The organism is Enterococcus sp. AAFC-DPL-5146, assembly GCF_058216635.1.
Map to the genome: position 1 here is coordinate 712977 of NZ_CM177103.1, position 23064 is coordinate 736040.

A 23064-nucleotide genomic window follows, 5' to 3' on the forward strand; every position below is an offset into this window, starting at 1 on the left:
CTATCTAAATTGTAAAGAATAAGAATGATACAATCGATAACAGAAGTGAAAATGGTTAAGAAAAAGTAAAGATTATTTGTAATTTTATTGCTGGAAACAAGACTATTAAGCTTACTATATCCAGTTTATAATAAGAAATCTGGATTTATTATGGCTACTTTGTGAGGTTGTTTTATCCATTTTTAATTTGACTTTGGGATGCTTACAGATTATAGTTTAAAATGAATTAAATACTTGTTAGGTGAGGCTCCTATATAAACACAGGCTGCTGCTCAGAAATGTCGAAAGACAGGCACGGGTAGGACAAAAGTTGTCGAATTAAGGCGATTTTCAAAGTAGCTAAAAGCAATGCTTTTTACGTTATATAGTGCTAAAACTCAACGAAGAGAAGATCTAGGTAATTTGTAAATAAGTGACTGTTGTCATGTGTTTTTACCCAGTAATCTAATCCCTTCGCTGATTGATGTTAGTGAAGGGATTTTCTTGTATACAAGTAAATATACGAGGTTTGGAAAGGAATTCAAAATGAAAAAATCTGTAAAAATAGGTATTATTACTTTGTTATCTATTCTTCTTGTGGTGATTGGTTCAGCCTGTTATGCTGCCATATCATTTCAAGTAGCGAAAGAAAAAAGCGAGTCACAACTTTCCAGTAAAAACCATAATTTTACTGGTGATCAGCAATCAAGTAATAAAGAATTAACTGTTATGGTTGTTGGGAATGACTCTAGAGATGACGATGAGGATCAAGGGAGATCAGATACATTGATGGTGGCTCATTATGATGGTAAGACGAAACAGCCTAAATTAATTTCAATCATGAGAGACAGTTATGTAGATATTCCTAATCGTGGTATGGATAAAATAAATGCAGCGTATGCATATGGCGGCGCTCAATTAACTAAAGAAGTGTTGAATCAAGATTTTGGTTTACCAATCAATTATTATGTTGTAATGGATTTTAAAGAGTTTAGTGATATTATCGATGAACTTTATCCAAAAGGAGTCACGATTGACGCTGAAAAAGATATTAATTTAGACGGAGTAGATATTGTCAAAGGTAAGCAAACTCTACATGGGAATAGTCTATTGCAATATGCTCGTTTTAGAATGGATGAAGAAGGGGATTTCGGACGAATCAGACGTCAGCAACAAGTAATGGATGCATTGATTAATCAGTCAAAAGACTTGATTCCAATCTGGGAATTGCCTCAAGTTGCTGGGAAATTAGTTGGGAAAATTGATACAAATGTTTCCACTAGTTTATTGATTGATTTAGCCAAAGATTTTCTTTCTGGAAAAGTAAAACCATTAAAATCACTTTCAGTTCCGGTACAAGGAACATGGGACTTTAATGACTATACAGAGTCTGGCAGCGTGATTGAACTAGATGCACAGAAGAATGCTGACGCAATTCAAGCGTTTATGAAAAATAATTAGAATCTAATTGAATAACTGAATCGATCTGCTTGTTCAACTATATGTTGAGTAAGCAGATCGTTTTTTTTATTAAAATAATAAAACAAGTTAACTTAATTCTATGCGTTTCAATCAAGCTTGTGCTATCCTTTAAGAAAACGTTTTAGTCATTTAGAAAGAAGGTTTTACTGTGAAGGTCGTGATTATTGGAGCTTCTTTTGCTGGTTTGTCAGCTGCTTTGGCGATAAGAAAAAGGCATCCTAATGCAGAAATACATATTATTGAGAAACAACAAACGATTGGTTATTTATCAGGTGGACTTAATCTTTATTTTAATGAATCAATTGAACCAGCCGAAGAAGCTCGATTTATTTCGGAAAAACAAGTAACAGATAGAAACATTCATTTACTATTAAATGCAACTGTAATCAGCATGGATTCAATTGAGCATATCCTTAAATATGAACAACAAGGATCTGAGCTTTTCATGTCCTTTGATAAATTAATCTTAGCAACAGGCTCAAGTCAATGGTCACAGAAGATTCTTGGCAGTGAATCTGAAAAAGTATTAAAATATAAATTTTTACCAGGAGTTCTAAAGGCTATTGAACGATTGGAAGCGAGCGAAAAGGTCGCTTTGATTGGCGGTGGTCAAATTGGTGCAGAAGCCGCAGATACACTACTAAAGAAGGGGAAAGAAGTTCATCTTTTTGAGCGGATGGATTATTTATTATTTAAGTATTTCGATAAAGAAATGATTCAGCCTGTACAAGATGAAATGGAAGCTAAAGGGGTAGTTTTTCATTTTGATGAGATGGTCGAGACGATCACTGATACCGATGAAGGTCTTTTGATTGCAACGAAAAAAATCGATTGCTTATGTGACAGTGCTATTTTTGCGATGAATGTGCGTCCAGATTTACGTTATTTAGACAAACATATCCAAATCCACACAGATCAGACCATTCTCGTAAATGAGTACCTACAAACTTCCCAAAAAGATATTTTTGCTGTAGGTGACTGTATTCAAATGCCTTATAGTTTGTCTGATGAATCATTTTATATTCCTTTAGTGAACAATGCTGTTAGGACGGGATTAGTTGTTGCTGAAAATCTTCTTAAAGCCACCACGCCATTTGTTGGATCAATTCGCACGATTGGTACGAAACTTGTGGATTATTATGTTGCAAGTACTGGTTTGACGGAAGAAGAAGGCTTGTTTCACGATCAACCGATAGCTGTTTCTCATGTGGAGCAAAAAAGTTCCTTTTTTTCGGGTAGTGAAAAAATCGTCGGAAAAATTATTTTTGAAAAGTCCAGTCACAAAATTTTAGGGGCACAATTAGTATCAAAAGCTAATATCCTTGAAAAAATCAATACCCTTGCATTAGGAATTCAAATGGAACAAACCCTGGAACAACTTTATCAAAAAGACTTTTTATACCATCCGTACTTTTCTAATGTCCTAGATGTCACCAACCAATTGGGACTTGAAGGTTTGTGGAGTGAAGCAAATGAAAATTGAAAAGTTACTTGATAAAAAAGAGGCAAGAGAAATTGGTATCTTGAAAAAAGTTATTTTAGCTGGAGGGCGTATAGCAGATACGGAACTACTGGATTATTTAAGTATCTCAAAAGCCTCTTTAGAAAGTGATTTAAAAGAACTGGGCTACTATTTAAAGCCTTACGATAAAGAGTGTTCACTGTTTTATGATGGTCAATGGGTCGTATTGCACATGTCGGATCAGTTCTCCCTTAATAAAATTTTGGATGATTATATTCGGGCATCTATCAAGTTTCAGTTGATTGATTACTTGTTTCATTATCGTGAGTTTACGATTGCACAATTGACGACTAAATTCATGATTAGTGAGTCGTCGTTGTTTCGAAAAATCAAGGAGCTAAATCAGCTGTTAAAAGAATTTGACCTTAAAATTCGTAATGGTCAGATAAAAGGCGAGGAATTGCAAATTCGCTATTTTTACTTTCAGTTATACTGGTTTTTAACCCCTTATGAGATTCATCAAGAAAAAACATTAACGATTCAAAATATCAGAATCATTGAAGCCTTGGAAAAAGCCTTAGCTCTCTCTTTTGAGGAGCATAGCAAATTGAAAATCAGTTTATGGCTGACCATCAGTAAAAAAAGAATTACCATTCAACCAAAAATTTTTACAGAATTATACAGTAAAAGCCGTAGTTATGAACAAGACCCATTTTTTAAAACCTTACGTTCATTTGTTTTACGCTTTTTTAGTCGTTATCCTCTTGAAATAGACGATGAGGAAAGTTTACTGCATTTTATTTTTTTAACGAGCATGTCGGTTTTGACAGAATCAGATTTTCAACAATACAGTTTGATTCGAGGACGACGAACACCAACTTCTTTGGCGGATACTTTTGTATTGGAGCATGTGATTTTATACTATCGTCCACAAAAGTTTTTTCCAGAACTGGAGAAAAAGATCTTTTATTATTTCTCTCAAATTCATAGCCGATTATACTTTTTTAAAGGAGAACTGGAATTATTTGACCGAGAGAATGTTTGGCAAAAAGAGCAACATCTTTCTAGTCATCAGTTAAGAGATTTTTCTCATGTTCTTTTAGGGAAAAGCTTGGAATGTTTTGATGAAAGCTATGAACAAGGCAATAGTTTGCATGAATGGTCATTAGTGAAGTATTTAAGTGTATTGGCGATTATTGATTTTGAAATTGTTGGTGAGACACGCATCGGCATTGATTTGGAAATGGATCATTTATATAAAGAGGTAATGACTCAAGTATTGATTTTAAGCTTGAAAAATTTGAATGGTTTGACGATTGAACCTTATGATTCAAAACAGTCTTATGATTTGATGATCACAAACGTTATAAAACCAGCTTCTTATCGGTCGTCAAAAGAAGTATATGTTTTATCGGAACTTGGCTCTACATATGATATCAATCAGATTAGAAAAAAAATCCGAGAATTACATGGTAAAAGAAGAGATAGTGAATAAAAAAGAAGGGAAAACAAGCCTGTTTTTGGTTTTGTTTTTCCTTCTTTTTATTGATACGACAAGGTTTTATGTGAAAACTTTCAATTATTTTTAAAATAAAAAAAAAGATGACGTTTTTTCGAAATGATTTGCGATTATTATAAACACATAGAAAATAAAGCGTTTTCAAGAAAAGGTGGAAAAATCAAATTGTTACGCTTTTAAATTTAAGGAGGAAACCACAATGACAGAACAAAAGTACATCATGGCGATCGATCAAGGAACAACTAGTTCAAGAGCAATTATTTTTGATAAAAAAGGCAACAAAATAGGTAGTTCGCAAAAAGAATTTACACAAATATTTCCTAAAGCAGGCTGGGTAGAGCATAATGCAAATGAAATCTGGAACTCAGTTCAATCTGTAATCGCTGGTGCTTTGATCGAGTCTGGTGTTAAACCTTCTGATATTGTTGGTATCGGAATTACGAATCAACGTGAAACGACTGTTGTCTGGGATAAACATACAGGGCTACCAATCTATAATGCAGTTGTGTGGCAATCTCGTCAGTCATCACCAATTGCAGATCAATTAAAAGAAGATGGACATGATGACATGATTCATGAAAAAACTGGATTGATTGTAGATGCGTACTTTTCAGCAACGAAAATTCGCTGGATTTTAGATAATGTTGAAGGTGCGCAAGAAAGAGCTGAAAAAGGGGATTTATTATTTGGAACGATTGATTCTTGGTTAGTTTGGAAATTAACTGGTGGAGAAACCCATGTAACTGATTATTCAAATGCTAGTAGAACCATGTTGTTCAATATCCATGAGTTAGATTGGGATCAAGATATTTTAGATATTTTAAATATTCCTCGGGTGATGTTGCCAAAAGCAACATCCAATTCAGAAGTTTATGGCTTGACGAAAAATTATCATTTTTACGGTAGTGAAATTCCAATTTCAGGTATGGCTGGTGACCAACAGGCAGCATTATTCGGCCAAATGGCTTTTGACCCTGGAATGGTTAAAAATACGTATGGTACAGGTTCATTTATTGTGATGAATACAGGAGAAAAACCACAGCTTTCAGATAATAATTTACTGACAACGATTGGTTATGGTATCAATGGAAAAGTTTACTATGCCCTAGAAGGAAGTATTTTTGTTGCTGGTTCAGCTATTCAATGGTTACGTGATGGGTTGAAAATGATCCAAACAGCTGCTGAGTCTGAGGCCGTAGCAAAAGAATCTCACAATCGTAATGAAGTCTACGTTGTTCCAGCCTTTACAGGATTGGGTGCTCCTTATTGGGATTCAGATGCAAGAGGTGCAGTTTTCGGTATAACAAGAGGAACAACGAGAGAAGATTTTGTGAAAGCAACATTGCAAGCGGTGGCTTATCAAGTTCGTGACATTATTGATACGATGAAAAATGATACAGGAATTGATATTCCAATCTTAAAAGTTGATGGTGGCGCGGCTAATAACGATTTATTGATGCAATTTCAAGCAGATATTTTAAATACATCCGTTCAACGGGCTCAAAATTTAGAAACAACAGCACTAGGTGCAGCCTTTTTAGCTGGATTAGCGGTTGGATTTTGGAAAGATCTAGATGAACTGAAAGAATTTTATGAAGAAGGACAAATTTTTGAAGCTAAAATGCCTGATGAAGAACGAGATGATCTATACGAAGGGTGGCAACAAGCCGTTGCTGCGACTCAAATGTTCAAACATAAATCAAAATAAAGGAAGAAGTGAAAGGTTATGACATTCTCAATCAAAACGCGTAAAGAATCGATTGAAAAAATGAAACAGGAAGAATTGGATTTATTGATTATTGGCGGTGGTATTACAGGTGCAGGTGTTGCATTGCAATCAAGTGCTGCTGGTATGAAAACAGGACTGATCGAAATGCAGGATTTTGCAGAAGGAACATCTTCTCGTTCGACTAAATTAGTTCATGGCGGGATTCGTTATTTGAAAAATTTTGATGTAGAAGTGGTTGCAGATACGGTTCAAGAACGAGCTGTTGTTCAAGCGATTGCTCCTCATATTCCTAAACCAGATCCGATGCTTTTACCGATTTACGATGAACCGAAAGCAACCTTTAATATGTTTTCTGTTAAAGTTGCTATGGATTTATATGATCGTTTAGCAAATGTAATCGGAACGAAGTATGAAAATTACACTTTAACAAAAGAAGAAGTATTAGAAAGAGAGCCGCAATTAAAAAGTAAAGGATTGCAAGGCGGCGGTGTTTATCTAGATTTTAGAAATAACGATGCTAGACTTGTAATCGAAAATATTAAACAAGCTGGGCAAGATGGCGGTTTGATGGTGAGTAAAGTCAAAGCGATAGGTTTCATTTTCAGTAATCAAGGTAAAATTACCGGTGTTAAGGCGAAAGATTTATTAACAGATGAAATTTTTGAAATCAAAGCGAAAGTAATCATCAATACAACAGGTCCATGGTCTGATAAAGTTCGTGGGTTAGACACAGCAAAAAAACTAATTCCGCAAATGCGTCCGACCAAAGGTGTTCATTTGGTTGTGGACAGTAGTAAATTATTTGTGCCTCAACCAACATATTTTGATACTGGAAAACATGATGGTCGGATGGTCTTTGTTGTTCCAAGAGAAAAGAAAACCTACTTTGGTACAACAGATACGGATTATACAGGTGATTATGAACACCCTACTGTTACTCAAGAAGACGTTGATTATTTACTAGAAATTGTTAATAATCGATATCCACAAGCGAATGTGACCATAGATGATATTGAAGCAAGCTGGGCTGGATTACGCCCGTTGATTTCTGAAAATGGCGGTTCTGATTATAACGGCGGCAATAATGGTAAAGTTTCAGATAAAAGTTTCGATCAAGTGATTGATATCGTAGCCAAGTATCAAAAACAAGAAGTTTCTCGTTATGATGTAGAAAATGTCTTAAATCATTTGGAGGACTCTTTAGCTGAAAGCAAAGAAAACCCGTCAGCTGTTTCCAGAGGTAGTTTATTAGAACGCTCAGAGGATGGCTTATTGACCTTATCTGGTGGGAAAATCACAGATTATAGGAAGATGGCTGAAGGCGCATTAAAAGAAATTCAACGAATTTTAAAAGAAGAATTCAATTGTGAGTTCCAATTGATTGATTCCAAAACATATTCTGTTTCTGGAGGGAATATTGATCCGGCAAATGTGGAGATAGAATTGGAGGAACTTGCAAAAAGTGGAATCGAAAAAGGACTATCGAAAGAAGAAGCGGAATACCTTGCTCATTTATATGGTTCTAATGTAACGAAAGTTTTTGAAAAAATTGATGAGACTAAACCTGTAACTGGTTTAAGTTTAGCTGAAACCATTGCGCTGCATTATGCTTTAGAAAATGAAATGGCATTAACTCCTGCAGATTATCTAGTCCGCAGAACGAACCATTTATTATTTATGAGAGATACGCTAGATGAAGTGAAACAAGGCGTCATTGCTGAGATGACTAATTATTACAACTGGTCTGATGGGCAAAAAGAACAATATACAAATGAATTGAATCAATTGATTGCAGAGTCTGATTTAAGCCTATTAAAAGAAGGAGCGAAGTAAAATGGATACTTCCAATATGACACAGATTTTCAGTGAGTTTTTAGGAACGATGATTTTGATTCTTTTAGGTGATGGTGTGTGTGCTGCTGTTAATTTAAAGAAGAGTAAAGCAGAAGCTTCTGGCTGGATCGTGATTGCTTTTGGTTGGGCGATGGCTGTAACAATGGCGGTTTATATTGCTGGCTTTATGGGACCAGCTCACTTGAATCCGGCTGTAACAATTGCGATGGCAATGACTGGTAGTTTTAGTTGGGGAATGGTGATACCGTTTATTATTGCCCAAGTACTTGGTGCGGTAGTTGGAGCATTCTTAGTCTGGGCAGCTTATTTACCACATTGGAAAGTGACAGAAGATCAAGGGGCGATTTTAGGAACTTTTGCTACAGGACCTGCAATTCGTAATTACCCAGCGAATATGATAACTGAAATTATTGGTACATTCATTTTAGTTTTAGGTTTACTTTCATTTTCGCAACATGCATTTACAGATGGGTTAAATCCATTGGTAGTAGGGGCGTTGATTTTATCAATTGGCTTATCTTTAGGAGGACCTACAGGCTATGCAATTAATCCGGCTCGTGATTTTGGTCCCCGTTTAGCGCACCAAATATTACCAATTCCAACAAAAGGAGCTTCTGATTGGAGTTATTCTTGGGTTCCTATCGTAGGACCTGTGATTGGCGCTTTAGTAGCTTCTGGGGTGTATATGTTGATGATTTGATTAATAATGTAAACTTGAGAGTTGAAAGACGAGATTCTTTCAACTCTTTTTTGTCTGCATAAATTATAGATTAATTAGCTATAAATCATTTTTTCGTGAAAAAGTGTCAGTATTTTATTTACAAGGAGCGTATTTTTCTGTACTCTTAAAAGGAGTTGAGTTTTTAACTGTATTTGTAGAGTTTAAATTTAGTTTCATGTGTTAGTCATTTGGAAAAAAGATAAAAACTGGATGAGGTAAAAAGCACCTCAGCCGTATTTTTCAGTCGAGACTAAACGAAGCTCGCCATGCTTTTATCTATCTAGCTTCGCAGGCTAACCTTTCGGGAAAAGGATAAAAACTGAATGAGGAAAAGAGCACCTTAATCATATTTTCCATTTGAGGTTAATCGAGCCTGCTACGCTTTTAAATTAAGGAGGATCATAATAATGTCCTATCAAGAAATATTGTTTCCTTTTCTGGGAGGCTTAGGAATTTTTTTGTTTGGTATGAAGTATATGGGGGATGGTTTGCAGAAGTCTGCAGGTGATTCTTTGCGGGAAATTTTAAATACGTTTACATCTACACCTTTAAGATCTGTTTTAGCAGGATTAATTGTGACCGCAATCATTCAAAGCAGTTCTGGAACAACGGTTTTAACTGTAGGTTTAGTTAGTGTGGGCTTTATGTCTTTACGTCAGGCAATTGGTGTCATTATGGGTGCCAATGTGGGAACAACGGTAACCGCTTTTATTATTGGATTTAATCTGAGTTCCTACGCATTGCCGATTATTGGTGTAGGTTCAATTTTATTATTTTTCTCAAAAAGGGAAACTGTCAACAATATAGGGCAGATCATTTTTGGTTTTGGTTGTTTATTTTACGGGTTAAAATTGATGGGTGAAGGCATGGCGCCGCTGAGCACGTTGCCGCAGTTTGCTGATTTAATGGTAGACGTTTCGCATCATCCTATTTTAGGAGTTGGGATAGGAACATTGCTTACAATGGTTTTGCAAAGTTCCAGTGCAACAATTGGGATTTTACAGCAATTGTATAGTCAAGGAAGTTTAGCGATAGGATCGGTATTACCGATTTTATTTGGAGATAATATTGGTACGACGATTACAGCAGTAATTGCGGCATTAGGTGTCAGCGTTGCTGCTAAGCGTACAGCAGCTTCTCACGTGATTTTTAACTTAGTCGGAGCGATAATATTCACGACATTGTTAACGCCCTTTACAGCGGTTGTAGTAGCCATTTCTAATGCTTTACATTTAAAACCGGCGATGCAAATTGCTGTAGCACATGGCTTATTCAATGTTTCTAATTTGCTGATCCAGTTTTGGTTTATCGATAAAATTGAGCTGATCGTCCGGAAAATCATTCCAGGGAAAGATCGGAATATTGAGTTTAAACCATCTAACTTAAACGAATCAATTATTCAAAATTCCGCTACGTTAGCATTGAATCAAGCGAAAATCGAATTGCTACAAATGGGCGATTATGTATTAGGAGCGTTTGAAGCAACTAAGGCTTATTATGAAAGACAAGATACGATCGATAAAGAAAATGCTGACCAATATGAAACGGCGATTAATGATATGGATAATCGTTTAACGGAATATCTAGTTCAGCTTTCAGCAACGGAATTATCCCTTTCTGAAAGTCATGAGCAGACAATGATGTTAGAGATGACCAAAGATTTGGAACGGATCGGTGATCATTGCCGTAATATTATCCAAAACCTAACTGAAGCGATTCGTCTTGAGAAGAAGCAACAATCTAAAGATAAAAAAGCTGGTAAAATTTCTGGTCGAGATACTTTGATTTTAAATGACGAAGACTTGATTGATTTATTCAAAAAAGTATTGAAAAATATTCGTGATTCTTTGGTTGCTTTTGAAAATGATGACAAAGAAATGGCTGCCCATATGTTGGATCGAGAAGAACAAATCGATCAGATGGTCAAATTACTGCGTAAAAAGTACATTTCTATTATGAATAGTGGTAAAGGGCGAGCGGCTGATGGTGTGTTGTTTATTGATACAGCATCTAATTTGGAACGGATGAGTGATCGAACGATTCATATAGCGAAATATGTTTTAGGTGAGCGTTATGGAACAGAAGAAATTGCAGTAGATCAATCGGTGAATCCTGTGATAACAGTACAATCATAATAATGAAAAACCTGCTAAGATATAGCTTTATGTATATCTCAGCAGGTTTTTAATGATTTTCGGATGGTTGACTCATTTTTTTATACAAACTTATTTAAAAGAAAGTGACTATTTCACTATTCATTGACCCAAAATCGTTTATAATAAAACTATCAATTAAGAAGAGGGACATAATATGAAACATAATACTTTTTTGTCATCTAATCAAAAAATAGCAAGCCATTTTATCTGTTGGGAACCAGAAAAAGAAGCGATAGGAACGCTTCAAATTATCCACGGAATGGCTGAATATATAGAACGTTATCATGATTTTGCTAACTATTTAAATGGACTGGGATATGTTGTTGTGGGGCACGATCATTTAGGACATGGAGAATCTGTGGAAACTGTTGATCCAAAACATGGGTATTTTGGCAAAGGAGAATCTGTATCATTTGTATTGGAAGATATTCATCAGGTCAAAACATGGATAGAAGATAATTATCCTAATCTCCCTCATTTTATGTTAGGCCACAGTATGGGATCGTTTGCGCTACGTAATTATCTACAGGGGAATGTCACTGAAATAAGCGGGGCTATTTTTATGGGAACAGGGAAAAAACCAGCAATGTTACCATTAGCTCTTTCTGTAACGAATGCATTGAATCGAACTGCGCCTAAAAAACAAAATAAATGGCTGGATCAACTAGCCTTTGGTTCTTTCAGTAAGCAATTTCCCGAATCTGGGGGATTTAATTGGTTAAGTAAAAATCAGGAGAATGTTCGATGCTATGAAAGTGATCCATTAACAGGTTTCATTTTTACAAATAATGGTTTTTACACGTTATTTCGTTTAGTTGATGGAGCGAATAATCAGGGGTGGGCAAATGATATCCAACAGGAGTTACCTATTTTAATTATCAGCGGTGAACAAGATCCTGTCGGTGATTTTGGTAAAGGACCTAGAAAAGTTGCGAAGGAACTTGCTACGGCAGGAGTAAAAGATGTATCTTTGGTTTTATTTGCAGAATTACGTCATGAAATTTTGCTAGAAGATGAAAAAATTGAGGTATATAAAGCTATCAGTAACTGGCTGGAAAAAAGAAGAAATTTTACATCTGAAAGCTAGAAATCCGTTTGCTATTTCTAGGATTTTTCTATAAACTACAAGGTAAGTGTTAAACGAAACAAGATTTGTAAATTAAAGTGATATATCTTGGGAAAAAGGTAAAATATAATTGTGGAAAAATACCGCTCTGATAGTTACCTATTCTTCAGTTGATACGGATAGAGTTTATTCAATTTTTAAATTTGGGAGGGTTTGACTGTGGAGAAAAACCGTTTAAGAAAATTGGGATTGAGAAACTTAAAATGGCTGCACGAACATCCTATGTTAAAAGAACAAAAAGAACAAGAAATTAGTCAAGCCTTATTCGCTGATTCTTGCTGGAAAAGTGCGCAAACGATCGCTATTACAAAACCACTGGATTTTGAGTTTGATACCCATATTTTGTTGGATAAAGGCTGGAAGTCAGGTAAACAAATGTTGATGCCCATAGCAGGCAAAGACCGAAGATTGACTTTCCATATAGTCGAACCAGATACAATTTTTGAAAAAACAGCTTTTGGTGTTGAAGAACCCATTGATGCACTTGAAGTACCTGCTAAAATAATCAATTTATTAGTTGTACCAGGTATTGTATTTACTCATGAGGGATATCGAATTGGTTTTGGTGGGGGTTATTATGATCGATTTCTTCAAGATTATCAAGGTGAAACATGTAGTTTGGTATTCAGTGAACAGATTCAAGAAAGTTGGCAGGTTGAAGCATTTGATTTGCCTGTAAAACGATTATTTATCAGCTAGGAGGAACATATGAATTATCAAACACAAATGAAAATAAAAAGAGTACTAAAACAGCCCCTAATTACTTATATTCTACTTGGAATCACAACGATTGTCTTTCTAGGCATGGAACTTTCAGGTGGCTCAGAAAATAGTATGGTCCTGATTCGGTGGGGAGCTATGTCAAGAAGAGAGATTCTTTACTTACATGAATACTGGCGCTTTTTCACTCCAATGTTTTTACATATTGGGTGGTTGCATTTTGCAGTAAATATGGTGACACTTTATTATGTCGGTTCTCAGGTTGAGAATATTTATGGTCACTGGCGATATCTGCTAATTTATTTGTTAAGCGGAATTGCTGGAAATATCGTTAGTTTTACTTTTGGATCACCTCTTAGTATTTCGGCAGGAGCAAGTACGTCTTTATTTGGATTATTTGGCGCCTTCGTTATTTTAGGACGTCATTTTAGAAATAATCCAGCGATTTCCTTTATGGTTCAACGCTATACGACATTTATTGTCATTAATTTAATTTTTAATCTGTTTAGCAGTTCTGTAGATATTATGGGACATATTGGCGGCTTGATTGGTGGCTTACTAGTTGCTTCGTCATTGGCTGTGCCAGATCGTTCAGAAGAATTTAATATTCATGAACGTATTATTTCGGGGATTATTTTTTTATTTCTGTTGGCGGTTTGCTTAGTCTTGGGTTTTAAAAAATTCGGTTTACTTGTATAATAAAGGAAGTGCATTAATGGAAACGTTATATGATGTACAACAGTTATTTAAACAATTCGGCATTTATATTTATGTAGGTGCTAGAATTTATGATATTGAGTTGATGATGATTGAATTGAAAAATATTTATGAAGGTCACTTAATTGATAGAGACACCTATCTCCACGCAAGAAGTATTCTGCAAAGGGAACATCGGATTGAAGAAAGCAGAGGGACTGAGAAAGGAACAGAGTAAATGGATAAGAAATTGATTGGGATTGATTTAGGCGGGACAACGATTAAGTTTGCGATTTTGAACACCGATGGAGATGTTCAGCAAAAATGGAGTATTGAGACTAATGTTCTAGACGATGGCAGCCATATTGTGCCAGATATCATCGAATCAATCAATCATCGAATCTCTCTTTATGGAATGAAACACGATGATTTTATCGGAATCGGTATGGGTACTCCCGGTAGTGTCGATATAAAAAAAGGCACAGTGGTTGGCGCATATAATCTCAACTGGACAAAAAAACAAAAGGTCAAAGCACAAATTGAAGAAGCAACAGGCATTTCATTTGTCTTGGATAATGATGCTAATGTGGCTGCTTTAGGTGAACGATGGAAAGGTGCGGGAGAAAACAATCCCGATGTCGTTTTCATCACATTGGGGACAGGCGTTGGCGGCGGAATTATTGCAGAAGGTAACTTATTACATGGTGTGAATGGATGTGCTGGTGAAATTGGTCATGTGACCGTTGATCCTGGTGGTTTTGAATGTACTTGCGGTAAACGTGGGTGTTTAGAAACAGTTTCCAGTGCAACTGGTGTGGTTCGAGTTGCTCGTCATATGTCAGAAGAATATGCAGGCGATTCCCAATTGAAACAAGCTATTGATGATGGACAAGACGTGTCTAGTAAAGATGTCTTTGACTATGCACAAGCAGATGACCCATTCGCCTTGATGGTTGTTGACCGTGTCTGCTATTTCTTAGGTCTTGCGATTGGAAATGTCGGAAATACCTTGAATCCATCTAGTATCGTCATTGGCGGCGGAGTTTCTGCTGCGGGAGAGTTTCTACGTAGTCGTGTTCAAAAATATTTTGAAGAATTTACTTTCCCAGAAGTTCGTAATAGCACGCAAGTTAAGCTGGCTCAGTTAGGCAATGAGGCTGGGGTTATCGGAGCTGCATCATTAGCGTTACAATTTATGGAGAAAGAGTAAGAAAGGGATTTTAGAATGAACGTTTTGTGGATTATCAATATTATTTTATTAACAATTTTATTAGCAATGGGAGCAAATGAACTATATCTTCGAATTATGACGAAGCGTTCAGCTAAAATGATTACAGAAGAAGAATTTAAAGAAGGCATGAGAAAAGCTCAAATCATTGATGTTCGTGAAAAAGACTCCTTTGATGCAGGCCATATTCTTGGTGCCCGCAATATGCCGTATACAACGATTAAAACGACACTGAATTCAATTCGTAAAGACCAACCAGTTTATCTTTATGATCAGAAAAAATCACTGAGTATTCGTACTGCGAATCAATTACGCAAAAATGGCTTTAAAGATCTTTATATTTTAAAAGGCGGCTATGATGGTTGGACTGGAAAAACTAAGAAGAAAAATGCTTAATTAATCAAACACAGAGACTAGCGGAAGTTCAAAGAATGAACAACGTTTACTTCTCTGTGTTTTTTGTTTCTTGATTAACAGCGTAAATCGTTTCTTTTTTGAGTAATTAAGATAAAATAAAGGAAAGTAATGTGAAAGGAGGGGCAATATGAAAATAGCAATTGTTGGTGGTGGCCCTCGTGGTCTTTCAGCTTTAGAACGCATTGTTGAGTGGTCAAGAGGAGAACAAGTTATTCAAATTACAATGTTTGATCCTTTTGGACCAGGAGGTAAAATATGGCGGGAAGACCAACCGTTATCTTTATTAATGAATTCGGTAACCTCTCACGTTACGCTGTTTACAGACGAAACGTTAAGTACTAAAGGCCCCGTTGCTAAAGGGCCGAACTTATATGAGTGGATAAAAATAGAAGCTGCAACTTTTATCAAAAAATATAATTTTGAAAATAAATCGATGTTATTAGAAGAATGTGAACAAGTAGGACCAAACGATCATTGTTCGCGGGTTTTATATGGATTGTATCAAAAATGGTTCTACGAATTTGTGCAAACGCGAATGACCGAACAAACATCAGTTAAGTTTTTTAAAGACGCCGTTCGAGCAGTGAAAGTAGCAGAGGATAAATTTCTAGTATATACAAAAGCAGTTGAAACGACTGTGGATAAAGTTATTTTGGCTTTAGGCCATCAAGAAAATGAACTAGTTGGAAATGAGAAGGAACTAGCGGCGTATGCCAGTGAGCATCGTTTATTCTACTCCACGCCTAAAAACGCAGCAGATGCGTATCTTGAAGCAATCACCGAAAACAAATCTATCTTGATTCGGGGGTTAGGGCTAGTTTTCTTTGATTACCTAGCTCTTTTAACAAGTGAGCGTGGTGGATTTTTTGAAGAGGTTGATGGAAAATTGATCTATCATCCTTCAGGTAAAGAACCTAAAATTTTTGCTGGTTCTGGTAGGGGCATTCCTTATCATGCCAGAGGGATGAATCAAAAAGGTTATGGTGAAGAGTATCAGCCACGTTTCTTAAAAGAAAAAAGTTTAAATAAGTTTAAACGTAAAGGAACATTTTCGGCAGAGCAGTTTTTCACACTGTTAAAAAAAGAAGTTGAATTTGCTTATTATTCGGCGTTAATCCAAAGCAATTATCCTAAAATTAATCAGTCGCGTTTTAATGAAGAGTATATCCGCACAAAAGGCGCTGAATCAGTACTAGAAAAATATGGAATCAAGGAAAAAGATTATTGGGATTGGTCAATTATTGAACATCCTGATCAAGGTGGAGGAGAAGGAGATTCTTTCCAAGGATTTATCCTTGATTATTTGAACTGGGACTTTTTTGAGGCAAAGAAAGGGACGATAACAGGGCCATTTAGTGCTGCTTTAGATTGTTTAAAAGATCTAAGAGACGAAATACGTTTTATGATTGATAACGAGTTATTTTCAAATGATGAATACAAAAAATGGTTGTGGGATTGGTTTACGCCATTGAATGCCTTTCTTTCAATCGGTCCGCCGCTTGAAAGAATAGCGGAATTAAAAGCTTTGATTGAAGCGGGAATCATTACATTGATTGGTCCAGAAATGATGATAGAAACAGGAGCTGGTTATTTTGTTGGGGTTTCCAAAAGATATCCGAATAAAAAATATAAAACTCATTTTCTAATTGAGGCTAGATTGCCAAAAATAGCAAATCAGTGTAGCTTAAATCCATTAGTGCAACAGCTTTTAAGAGACCAAATGGTAGGTTTACATCAATTAGAATTATCATCGGGTGAATTCTTTCAAACAGGAGCACTTTTAGTAGATCGGCATACGAATCAATTGCAGTCACCGCAAGGAGAAACGCTTACTGGGGTATTTTGTTACGGAATTCCAACAGAGGGTATTCATTGGCTAACCGCAACAACGTCTAGACCAGGAACTGATCCATGGATTCTACGAGAGGCTGATTTGATTGCAGGGAATATTTTTAAGGAGAAAATAACCTTCTAGGAAAATAGACAACTTACATATGAAACAGAGACGGTTTCACATTCAGGATTCTAATTTTCAAGAGGGTTAAACACTTTGTTTCACTAGCTACATGAACCAACTCTTCAAAAAAAGAAGAATCTTATTCATGACAACAACGTCATAAACAAGATTCTCTCTTTTTTCATTGCTAAACGGTTCATTTCACTTTTTTATCTAGAAACGCGTTTACGCATTGCTTTTTTACGATTTTCCTCGATCATATCTTCTTTTTCTTCAATTGGATCAAGTACAGTTTTTTTGATAGTAGCTGCAAATCCTACAACAGCAGCACATGTAACCGCTGTACCTACAAGCATTCCTGAAATGAATTTTTTCATATAAGTTTCTCCTCTCAGTTATTTACACATATCTATTATGAACTAAAAGTAGAAAAAAATCCAATAGATTGAAAGGATTTAAACATTTTGTATTAAAATTGCTAAAGTAGATAAAGAGATGGAAATCGTGGGAATTAACTTGAAAATATTCAATCGATTACTAAAATTTTTAAGAAAAAAACTCTGAAGTGTAGATAAATAGTTGAGTTTGTTGTAATAGAAACCAAGGTGACATGGGTTAAGTTTGGCCAATTTATCAAAAGAAAATAAGTTATCTACTAATTTTTTTATAGATTAGACGTTGATGATGGAGGCAGAAAGCAGTAAAATAGAGAATACACTAAAAATAAACGAATGAGTATTTGGAATATATAAACATTTGATTCCATGTGTTAGACCAAAGAGAATATTTAGGTATTTATGGTGATGATTATGATACACTATATGAGACTTATATTCGTTACTAAGTTTACATTGAAGATTTGATTGCAGCTCATATTGCAGCTTTGGATTATTTACAAAAAGGGAACGAGAGTAATATTTTTAATCTTGGAAGCAACAATGGTTATTCAGTTAAAGAAATGTTAGAAGCTGCTAGAGAAGTGACAGGTAAAGAGATTCCAGCGAAAGTTTTACCTCGTCGTGCTGGAGATCCTAGTAAGTTAGTTGCCTCAAGTGAAAAAGCGAAACGTATTTTAAGGTGGGAACCAAAAGTGACTGATATCCAACAAATCATAAAAACCGCTTGGAATTGGCATGTCAGTCATCCTAAGGGATACAAAGATTAGGAGGAATTAGTGTGTCAACAAGCCAGACTATTACAGATTTTGTTACATTAGCCATCCAAGCAGGTGGCTGGATGGAACTGGATCGTCTTTACTTACAAAATCGTGTACTAACAGTGATTGGTGAAGAATCATTTGAAACAGCGTCCACAAGAGAAGTTAGTAAGTCATCGCTAGAGTTACTAGATGAGTTGGTAGCGAAAGCTGTGGAAAATGGCAGCGTAAAAGATAGTATCACCGAATTAGAAATGCTGGAAGCACAATTGATGGATTTTTTAACACCGCCACCTTCTGTTGTGAATGCTTTTTTTGCCCAACATTATGAAAATGATCCAGCTGATGCGACAGATTATTTCTATAATTTAAACAAAAAAAATGACTACATTAAAACTAGAGCAATGGCTAAGAATATCATTTTTCCAGTAGAAACAGAATATGGTGAACTAGAAATCACCATTGATTTATCAAGACCAGAAAAAGAACCAATGCAACTTGGAACAACTCAAACAGATTATCCAAAGTGTGTTTTATGCATGGAAAATGAAGGATACCAAGGTCGTAAAGATTATCCAGCTAGAACCAATCATCGGGTTATTCGAATGAATTTAAATGGAGAAAGTTGGGGATTTCAGTATTCACCGTATGCTTATTATAATGAGCATTCGATTATCTTGTCTGAGGAACATCGCCCGTTGGTTATTTCAAAAGAAACATTTGAGAGATTGATTAGAATCGTTGAAGTGTTGCCTCATTACTTTGTTGGTTCTGACGCTGATTTTCCACTTGTAGCACATGATCATTATCAGGCTGGCCGTCATGTGTTTCCTTTAGAAACAGCAGAGATTGACAGTTATTTTGAATTACACGATTTTCCACTTATGAATGCTGGGATCGTTAAATGGCCAATGTCTGTTATTCGTCTACAAAGCCCTAATTCAGAAGATTTAATTGAAGCTGCTACTCTGATTTTAGAAAAGTGGCGAAAATATTCGGATGAAAGTGTATCAGTCAATGCTTTTTCAGCAGACGGAACGCCAAATCATACAATAACATCCGTTGCTCGCCGAAAAGGGCAACTCTTTGAATTGGATTTAGTTTTACGTGATAATAATATTTCTAATGAATATTCAGATGGAATTTTCTATCCTTATAAAGACAGTCAGCACATCAAAAATAATATTAGATTAATTGAAGTTATGGGGTTAGCTGTGTTGCCTCCATGCTTAAGAGAAGAACTCAAAGAAGTAGAAAATTATGTCTTGGATAAGAAAAATAAACTCGCTGGTCATCATAAAAAATGGGCAGATCAGATGAAAGAAGCCTACTCGTTTAATGAAGCGAATGCAAAAGAGATTATTCGAAAAGAAGTAGGAAAGAGCTTTGCTAGTTTTTTAGCTGGTGCAAGTGTTTATAAACGAACAACAGAAGGTCAAAGAGCTTTTAAACGTTTTATTGACAGTTTATAAAAAAGCAGATCTTTTACTATTTATTCGGATTTTAAGAATTTGAGAAAAAAAGAAGTGACCTCTAAAAATTGTCGTGTTTACGCACAATTTTGGAGGTCACTTCTTTTTAGTACTCTCTATTTATAAGCAATAACAAACAAGTTAATATCATCATTGATACAGCTTTGAAGCGTAATTCGTTCTCCGCCACCGGTGCCTACAGAAAGATCCCAATAATTCGTTCCTGTACCTACCTCGTTTCCATAATCATCTAATTGTAGTAATGTACGTACAGTATAAGTTGTAGGTGTACCATTAGCATCTGTTACGACAATCTGACTACCAGCACCTAGTGAGAATATTGTAGAAAAAGCACCAGGATTATGACCGATGAAATGAGTGTTTTGACCGTCGTTGCCAGATTGAACAGCTGCTCCGCCCCATGTGGAAGCGACACCGCTAGGATTTGAATCAATGATACTTTGACCGCTGCCTTGTCCTCCATTTTGATAAGGAATAGTTTGTCCGTTCATAGTGATTGTCATTGGTGCAAACGCTGGTTCAACAGGAACTTCAGGTGCCGCTTGAGTGGCTTCAGCTGGTGTAGCAACTGTTTCTACTGGTGTTTGTACTGCTTGTGGAGTAGCTACAGGCTCACTTTTTGGAACAACGTGAAATACTCTTTCTATGACACCTACGTTGCCACTAGTATCCTTTACAGAATAATGAATAGTTTGTGTTCCTACCACAGATGTATCCAATGTTTCATCTGTGGATACCTTAGCAGTAATATCTCCATCTTTATTATCAGTAGCAGCGATATCTTCATAAATGTTGACTTGTGTGTTTTGTTCGACTGTTTCTTCTGGTGCGCTAATTTTAGGTGCTGTGGTATCTTTAGTAACATTTACAGCAACTATTTTTGCTTTGTCTTGTTTTTTCTTGGTAGTAGTGGATAAAGTAATTAAATCTTTGTCTGTAGGAACATTTTTTATTAAGCTAACTTTTTCTTTTTTAGAAGTAGCGTTCAAGTTATTTGCTTTGCTGAAAGTATCAGTGAAAATGTATCCGCCAATAAATAAAGCTACACCTAAAATACTGATGACGCCAATGACAATGGTTTGTTTGATTGTGTTTTTTTTCATGTAGAATCCCTCCAATAAGTGTGGTGAGATTTTCCATTTATCGATAAATTTTAAATCCGCGTTTTTATATTTTTATAATAAGAGCAGTTTTTAAATAAACCAATTGAGTTGCGCTTTTGATTAATACAAAAAAATGAAATATGATGCTATAATTATTGTTAAATAAGGGTTTCTTCAAAATATTCATAACAAATGGAAATTTATGAAGAATATTTATATAAAAAGTGAAAAGAGGAGATAAAATGGAGAGACTATTGTCACCATCAATGCATCGAAGAGTGTTGTTGCTAAATTTATTGAATGGACCAAATGGCTGGATCACTTCTGATTATTTAGCGGATAGTATTGACTGCTCAAAAAAAACGATTATGCAAGATTGCCAGTATCTGGAAGATCGCTGGTCAGATTATTTAACGATAGAGACATCTAGAAAATACGGTATTCGGCTCATTGCTTCGCCTCATCGTTCAATCCATGAAATTTATATAGAAATTATCCAAGAATCAAATGCTTTTTCTTTATTAGAGTCGATTTTTTTTGAGCCAATGAAATCTGCCGTTTATTGGGAAAAAAAATTATTTTTAAGTAACTCTAGTTTATATCGACTCTCTAATTTAATTGGTTCAGCTTTAAAAGACCGAAATATTCAAATGAGTCGCTCTCCTTATTTTGTTCATGGAAAAGATGAAAGACAAATCCGCTATTTCTTTACTTGCTATTTTATAGAGGTATATGGTATTCGTGACTGGCCGTTTCATTTAGACAAAGAAAAAATATTCCAGTTATCTAATAGGATAAATGAGAAATTTAAGTTGGAATTAAATGATAGTCAGGCAGTTCATCTGGCATATTCTATTGCAGTAACAGTTATTAGAGAACAGCAAGGATTCTTAATACAATCTAGAAAAGACCCTATCAATAGCTTTGTCAAAAAGACAATTGATATAAGAGAATTTAAGGCTGATATAGAGAAAATTGCGGACCCTATCGATGTGGTAATGCCAGATGATTGGTATGAAGATTTTTGTTATTCTATTTTTTGGTGGGATTTCGGTTGGGATAATGAACAAGAGAAAGCCAATGTTATTCATCAAGCAGAAGAATTAGTGAACACAATCAAAAATGCTCTATTTATCTCAATCTCGGATCAAAGTAGAGTAAGCATTGTTCGTTTGATTGAATATATTTATGCGAAGCATAAGATGTTTCCTTACAAAAAGTTTATGGTTTATGATCGTTACTTATATTCAAGCAAAGCAATTAAACAAAATTTTATTGTCTTTACCGCAGTTGTCAATAAAGCATTAGGTGTTCTTGAAGCTAAAATGAAATTCCCTTGGAAGACAATGTATTTGGATGGAATCCTTCACGAAATGGCGATTCGTTGGGAAAACCTTAGTAAGATTACAGATGAAATGAGGCATCAATTATCGGTGTTGGTTTTGAGTGATTTAGGAAAAGAACACGCCAAACTGCTTAGTTCAATTTTAAAAGAGAACTTTCAAAATAAGATTGCTCTTTCTGTCCAAGAGAACCATTTTTATGAAGAATCAATCAATACGGTTAGTCCAAAATATGATCTTTACGTATCAAATTATGCTGTTGAAGCGGTTGATGAAAAAGTTAATATGATCGTAGAAGATATTCCTTCCTTCAAAAATTTAACTGATTTACGTAAATACATTGATAAGAGGCGACTTGTTTTGCCAAAAGACATTGCTTATTTAAATGTGTAGTCTGTTATTTTAATTAATTGTTCTAATTTACTATTCTTTTGAGATTAAAATAAAGGCTGTCATTTAATAAATGGTAATGATATAATAAAAAGGCACTATTATATTTAAAGGAGAAAGATATGAAAAAGAAAGCATACAGAAATACGCCTGCATTTGTCTTTCTAAGTTGGGGATCATTTGCCTTTTTTGTGGCATTGATGTTGATTGGTTTATACACATTAAAAGAACCATTGATGGTTAAAGGGTACTATTTAATGGGATCAGTTGGATTGATTTCTTCATCCTTCACCCTTTCAAAGGTGATTAGAGACAATCAAGAAGACGAAGAACGTTACAATCAAATGTTCCGTGCGATGGACGGACCAGCTAAAAATGAAAGCACAGATACACATATTTAATGTGTTTAAAAGGTTCTGACGAGAGTCAGGGCTTTTTTTTGTGAAAAAAATTTTAATGAGTTAGCTTTTTTTAATGCCTTATCCATAAAAATCACGTATAATAGTAGATAGTGAAATTTCGAGGGAGGGGTA

The 23064-nt window shown here is 35.3% G+C and carries 19 protein-coding genes, 1 pseudogene and 1 riboswitch; of the genes and pseudogenes, 18 read left to right on the forward strand and 2 right to left on the reverse strand.

What is annotated here, in order from left to right; all coding sequences use genetic code 11:
• Positions 1-226: 226 nt before the first annotated feature.
• A riboswitch (M-box (ykoK) riboswitch) is annotated at positions 227-395 on the forward strand.
• Positions 396-525: 130 nt separating this feature from the next.
• The 14 genes from AC4BB2_RS03230 (at position 526) to AC4BB2_RS03295 (ending at position 17064) form a co-directional block, all read left to right on the forward strand.
• The gene (locus AC4BB2_RS03230; protein ID WP_490474006.1) at positions 526-1440 is read left to right on the forward strand and encodes an LCP family protein; all 915 of its coding nucleotides are present in this window, start codon (positions 526-528) and stop codon (positions 1438-1440) included.
• A 169-nt stretch (positions 1441-1609) separates the two neighbouring features.
• The gene (locus AC4BB2_RS03235) at positions 1610-2944 is read left to right on the forward strand and encodes an FAD-dependent oxidoreductase (RefSeq protein ID WP_490474007.1); all 1335 of its coding nucleotides are present in this window, start codon (positions 1610-1612) and stop codon (positions 2942-2944) included.
• Positions 2934-4418, forward strand: coding sequence for an AcpB/EbpR/MafR family transcriptional regulator (locus AC4BB2_RS03240; protein ID WP_490474008.1), 1485 nt, complete (start codon positions 2934-2936; stop codon positions 4416-4418). Before AC4BB2_RS03235 ends, AC4BB2_RS03240 begins: the two co-directional genes overlap by 11 nt.
• 223 nt (positions 4419-4641) lie before the next feature.
• Positions 4642-6150 carry a glycerol kinase GlpK gene (gene glpK, locus AC4BB2_RS03245; protein WP_490474009.1) on the forward strand — a complete coding sequence of 503 codons (1509 nt, stop codon included), beginning with the start codon at positions 4642-4644 and terminating at the stop codon, positions 6148-6150.
• Between the two features lie 18 nt (positions 6151-6168).
• The gene (glpO, locus tag AC4BB2_RS03250) at positions 6169-8004 is read left to right on the forward strand and encodes a type 1 glycerol-3-phosphate oxidase (RefSeq protein WP_490474010.1); all 1836 of its coding nucleotides are present in this window, start codon (positions 6169-6171) and stop codon (positions 8002-8004) included.
• Between the two features lies 1 nt (position 8005).
• The gene (locus tag AC4BB2_RS03255) at positions 8006-8725 is read left to right on the forward strand and encodes an MIP/aquaporin family protein (protein ID WP_490474011.1); all 720 of its coding nucleotides are present in this window, start codon (positions 8006-8008) and stop codon (positions 8723-8725) included.
• Between the two features lie 428 nt (positions 8726-9153).
• Positions 9154-10881 (forward strand): Na/Pi cotransporter family protein, encoded by a 1728-nt coding sequence (locus tag AC4BB2_RS03260; protein ID WP_490474012.1) that lies wholly within the window; start codon positions 9154-9156, stop codon positions 10879-10881.
• 175 nt (positions 10882-11056) lie between these two features.
• Complete coding sequence (locus tag AC4BB2_RS03265; RefSeq protein WP_490474013.1) at positions 11057-11989, forward strand: alpha/beta fold hydrolase; 933 nt, start codon at positions 11057-11059, stop codon at positions 11987-11989.
• Positions 11990-12187: 198 nt separating this feature from the next.
• Positions 12188-12727, forward strand: a complete 540-nt coding sequence (locus AC4BB2_RS03270) for a 5-formyltetrahydrofolate cyclo-ligase (RefSeq protein WP_490474014.1) — start codon at positions 12188-12190, stop codon at positions 12725-12727.
• A 9-nt stretch (positions 12728-12736) separates the two neighbouring features.
• Positions 12737-13447, forward strand: a complete 711-nt coding sequence (locus AC4BB2_RS03275; RefSeq protein WP_490474015.1) for a rhomboid family intramembrane serine protease — start codon at positions 12737-12739, stop codon at positions 13445-13447.
• Positions 13448-13463: 16 nt separating this feature from the next.
• Complete coding sequence (locus tag AC4BB2_RS03280; protein WP_490474016.1) at positions 13464-13682, forward strand: YqgQ family protein; 219 nt, start codon at positions 13464-13466, stop codon at positions 13680-13682.
• Positions 13683-14654, forward strand: coding sequence for an ROK family glucokinase (locus AC4BB2_RS03285; protein WP_490474017.1), 972 nt, complete (start codon positions 13683-13685; stop codon positions 14652-14654).
• A gap of 15 nt (positions 14655-14669) precedes the next feature.
• On the forward strand, positions 14670-15068 hold the full coding sequence (locus AC4BB2_RS03290; protein ID WP_490474018.1) for a rhodanese-like domain-containing protein: 399 nt from the start codon (positions 14670-14672) through the stop codon (positions 15066-15068).
• Positions 15069-15216: 148 nt separating this feature from the next.
• Positions 15217-17064 (forward strand): FAD/NAD(P)-binding protein, encoded by a 1848-nt coding sequence (locus AC4BB2_RS03295; protein ID WP_490474019.1) that lies wholly within the window; start codon positions 15217-15219, stop codon positions 17062-17064.
• A gap of 191 nt (positions 17065-17255) precedes the next feature.
• Here AC4BB2_RS03295 and AC4BB2_RS03300 read toward each other — a convergent pair whose 3' ends face one another.
• The gene (locus AC4BB2_RS03300) at positions 17256-17423 is read right to left on the reverse strand and encodes a DUF3042 family protein (protein WP_490474020.1); all 168 of its coding nucleotides are present in this window, start codon (positions 17421-17423) and stop codon (positions 17256-17258) included.
• A gap of 392 nt (positions 17424-17815) precedes the next feature.
• Here AC4BB2_RS03300 and AC4BB2_RS03305 point away from each other — a divergent pair.
• Positions 17816-18211, forward strand: a pseudogene (locus AC4BB2_RS03305) (UDP-glucose 4-epimerase GalE); the annotation flags it as partial.
• Positions 18212-18222: 11 nt separating this feature from the next.
• Complete coding sequence (locus AC4BB2_RS03310) at positions 18223-19674, forward strand: UDP-glucose--hexose-1-phosphate uridylyltransferase (RefSeq protein ID WP_490474021.1); 1452 nt, start codon at positions 18223-18225, stop codon at positions 19672-19674.
• Positions 19675-19790: 116 nt separating this feature from the next.
• On the opposite strand, the gene AC4BB2_RS03315 is transcribed toward AC4BB2_RS03310, so the two are convergent.
• Positions 19791-20798, reverse strand: a complete 1008-nt coding sequence (locus tag AC4BB2_RS03315) for an immunoglobulin-like domain-containing protein (RefSeq protein WP_490474022.1) — start codon at positions 20796-20798, stop codon at positions 19791-19793.
• A gap of 242 nt (positions 20799-21040) precedes the next feature.
• Here AC4BB2_RS03315 and AC4BB2_RS03320 point away from each other — a divergent pair, with 242 nt between their 5' ends.
• Together AC4BB2_RS03320 and AC4BB2_RS03325 are read left to right on the forward strand one after the other, a co-directional pair.
• The gene (locus tag AC4BB2_RS03320; RefSeq protein WP_490474023.1) at positions 21041-22534 is read left to right on the forward strand and encodes an AcpB/EbpR/MafR family transcriptional regulator; all 1494 of its coding nucleotides are present in this window, start codon (positions 21041-21043) and stop codon (positions 22532-22534) included.
• Between the two features lie 119 nt (positions 22535-22653).
• A complete protein-coding gene (locus AC4BB2_RS03325; RefSeq protein WP_490474024.1) occupies positions 22654-22932 on the forward strand; it encodes a YiaA/YiaB family inner membrane protein in 279 nt (92 codons plus the stop codon).
• Positions 22933-23064: the final 132 nt, after the last annotated feature.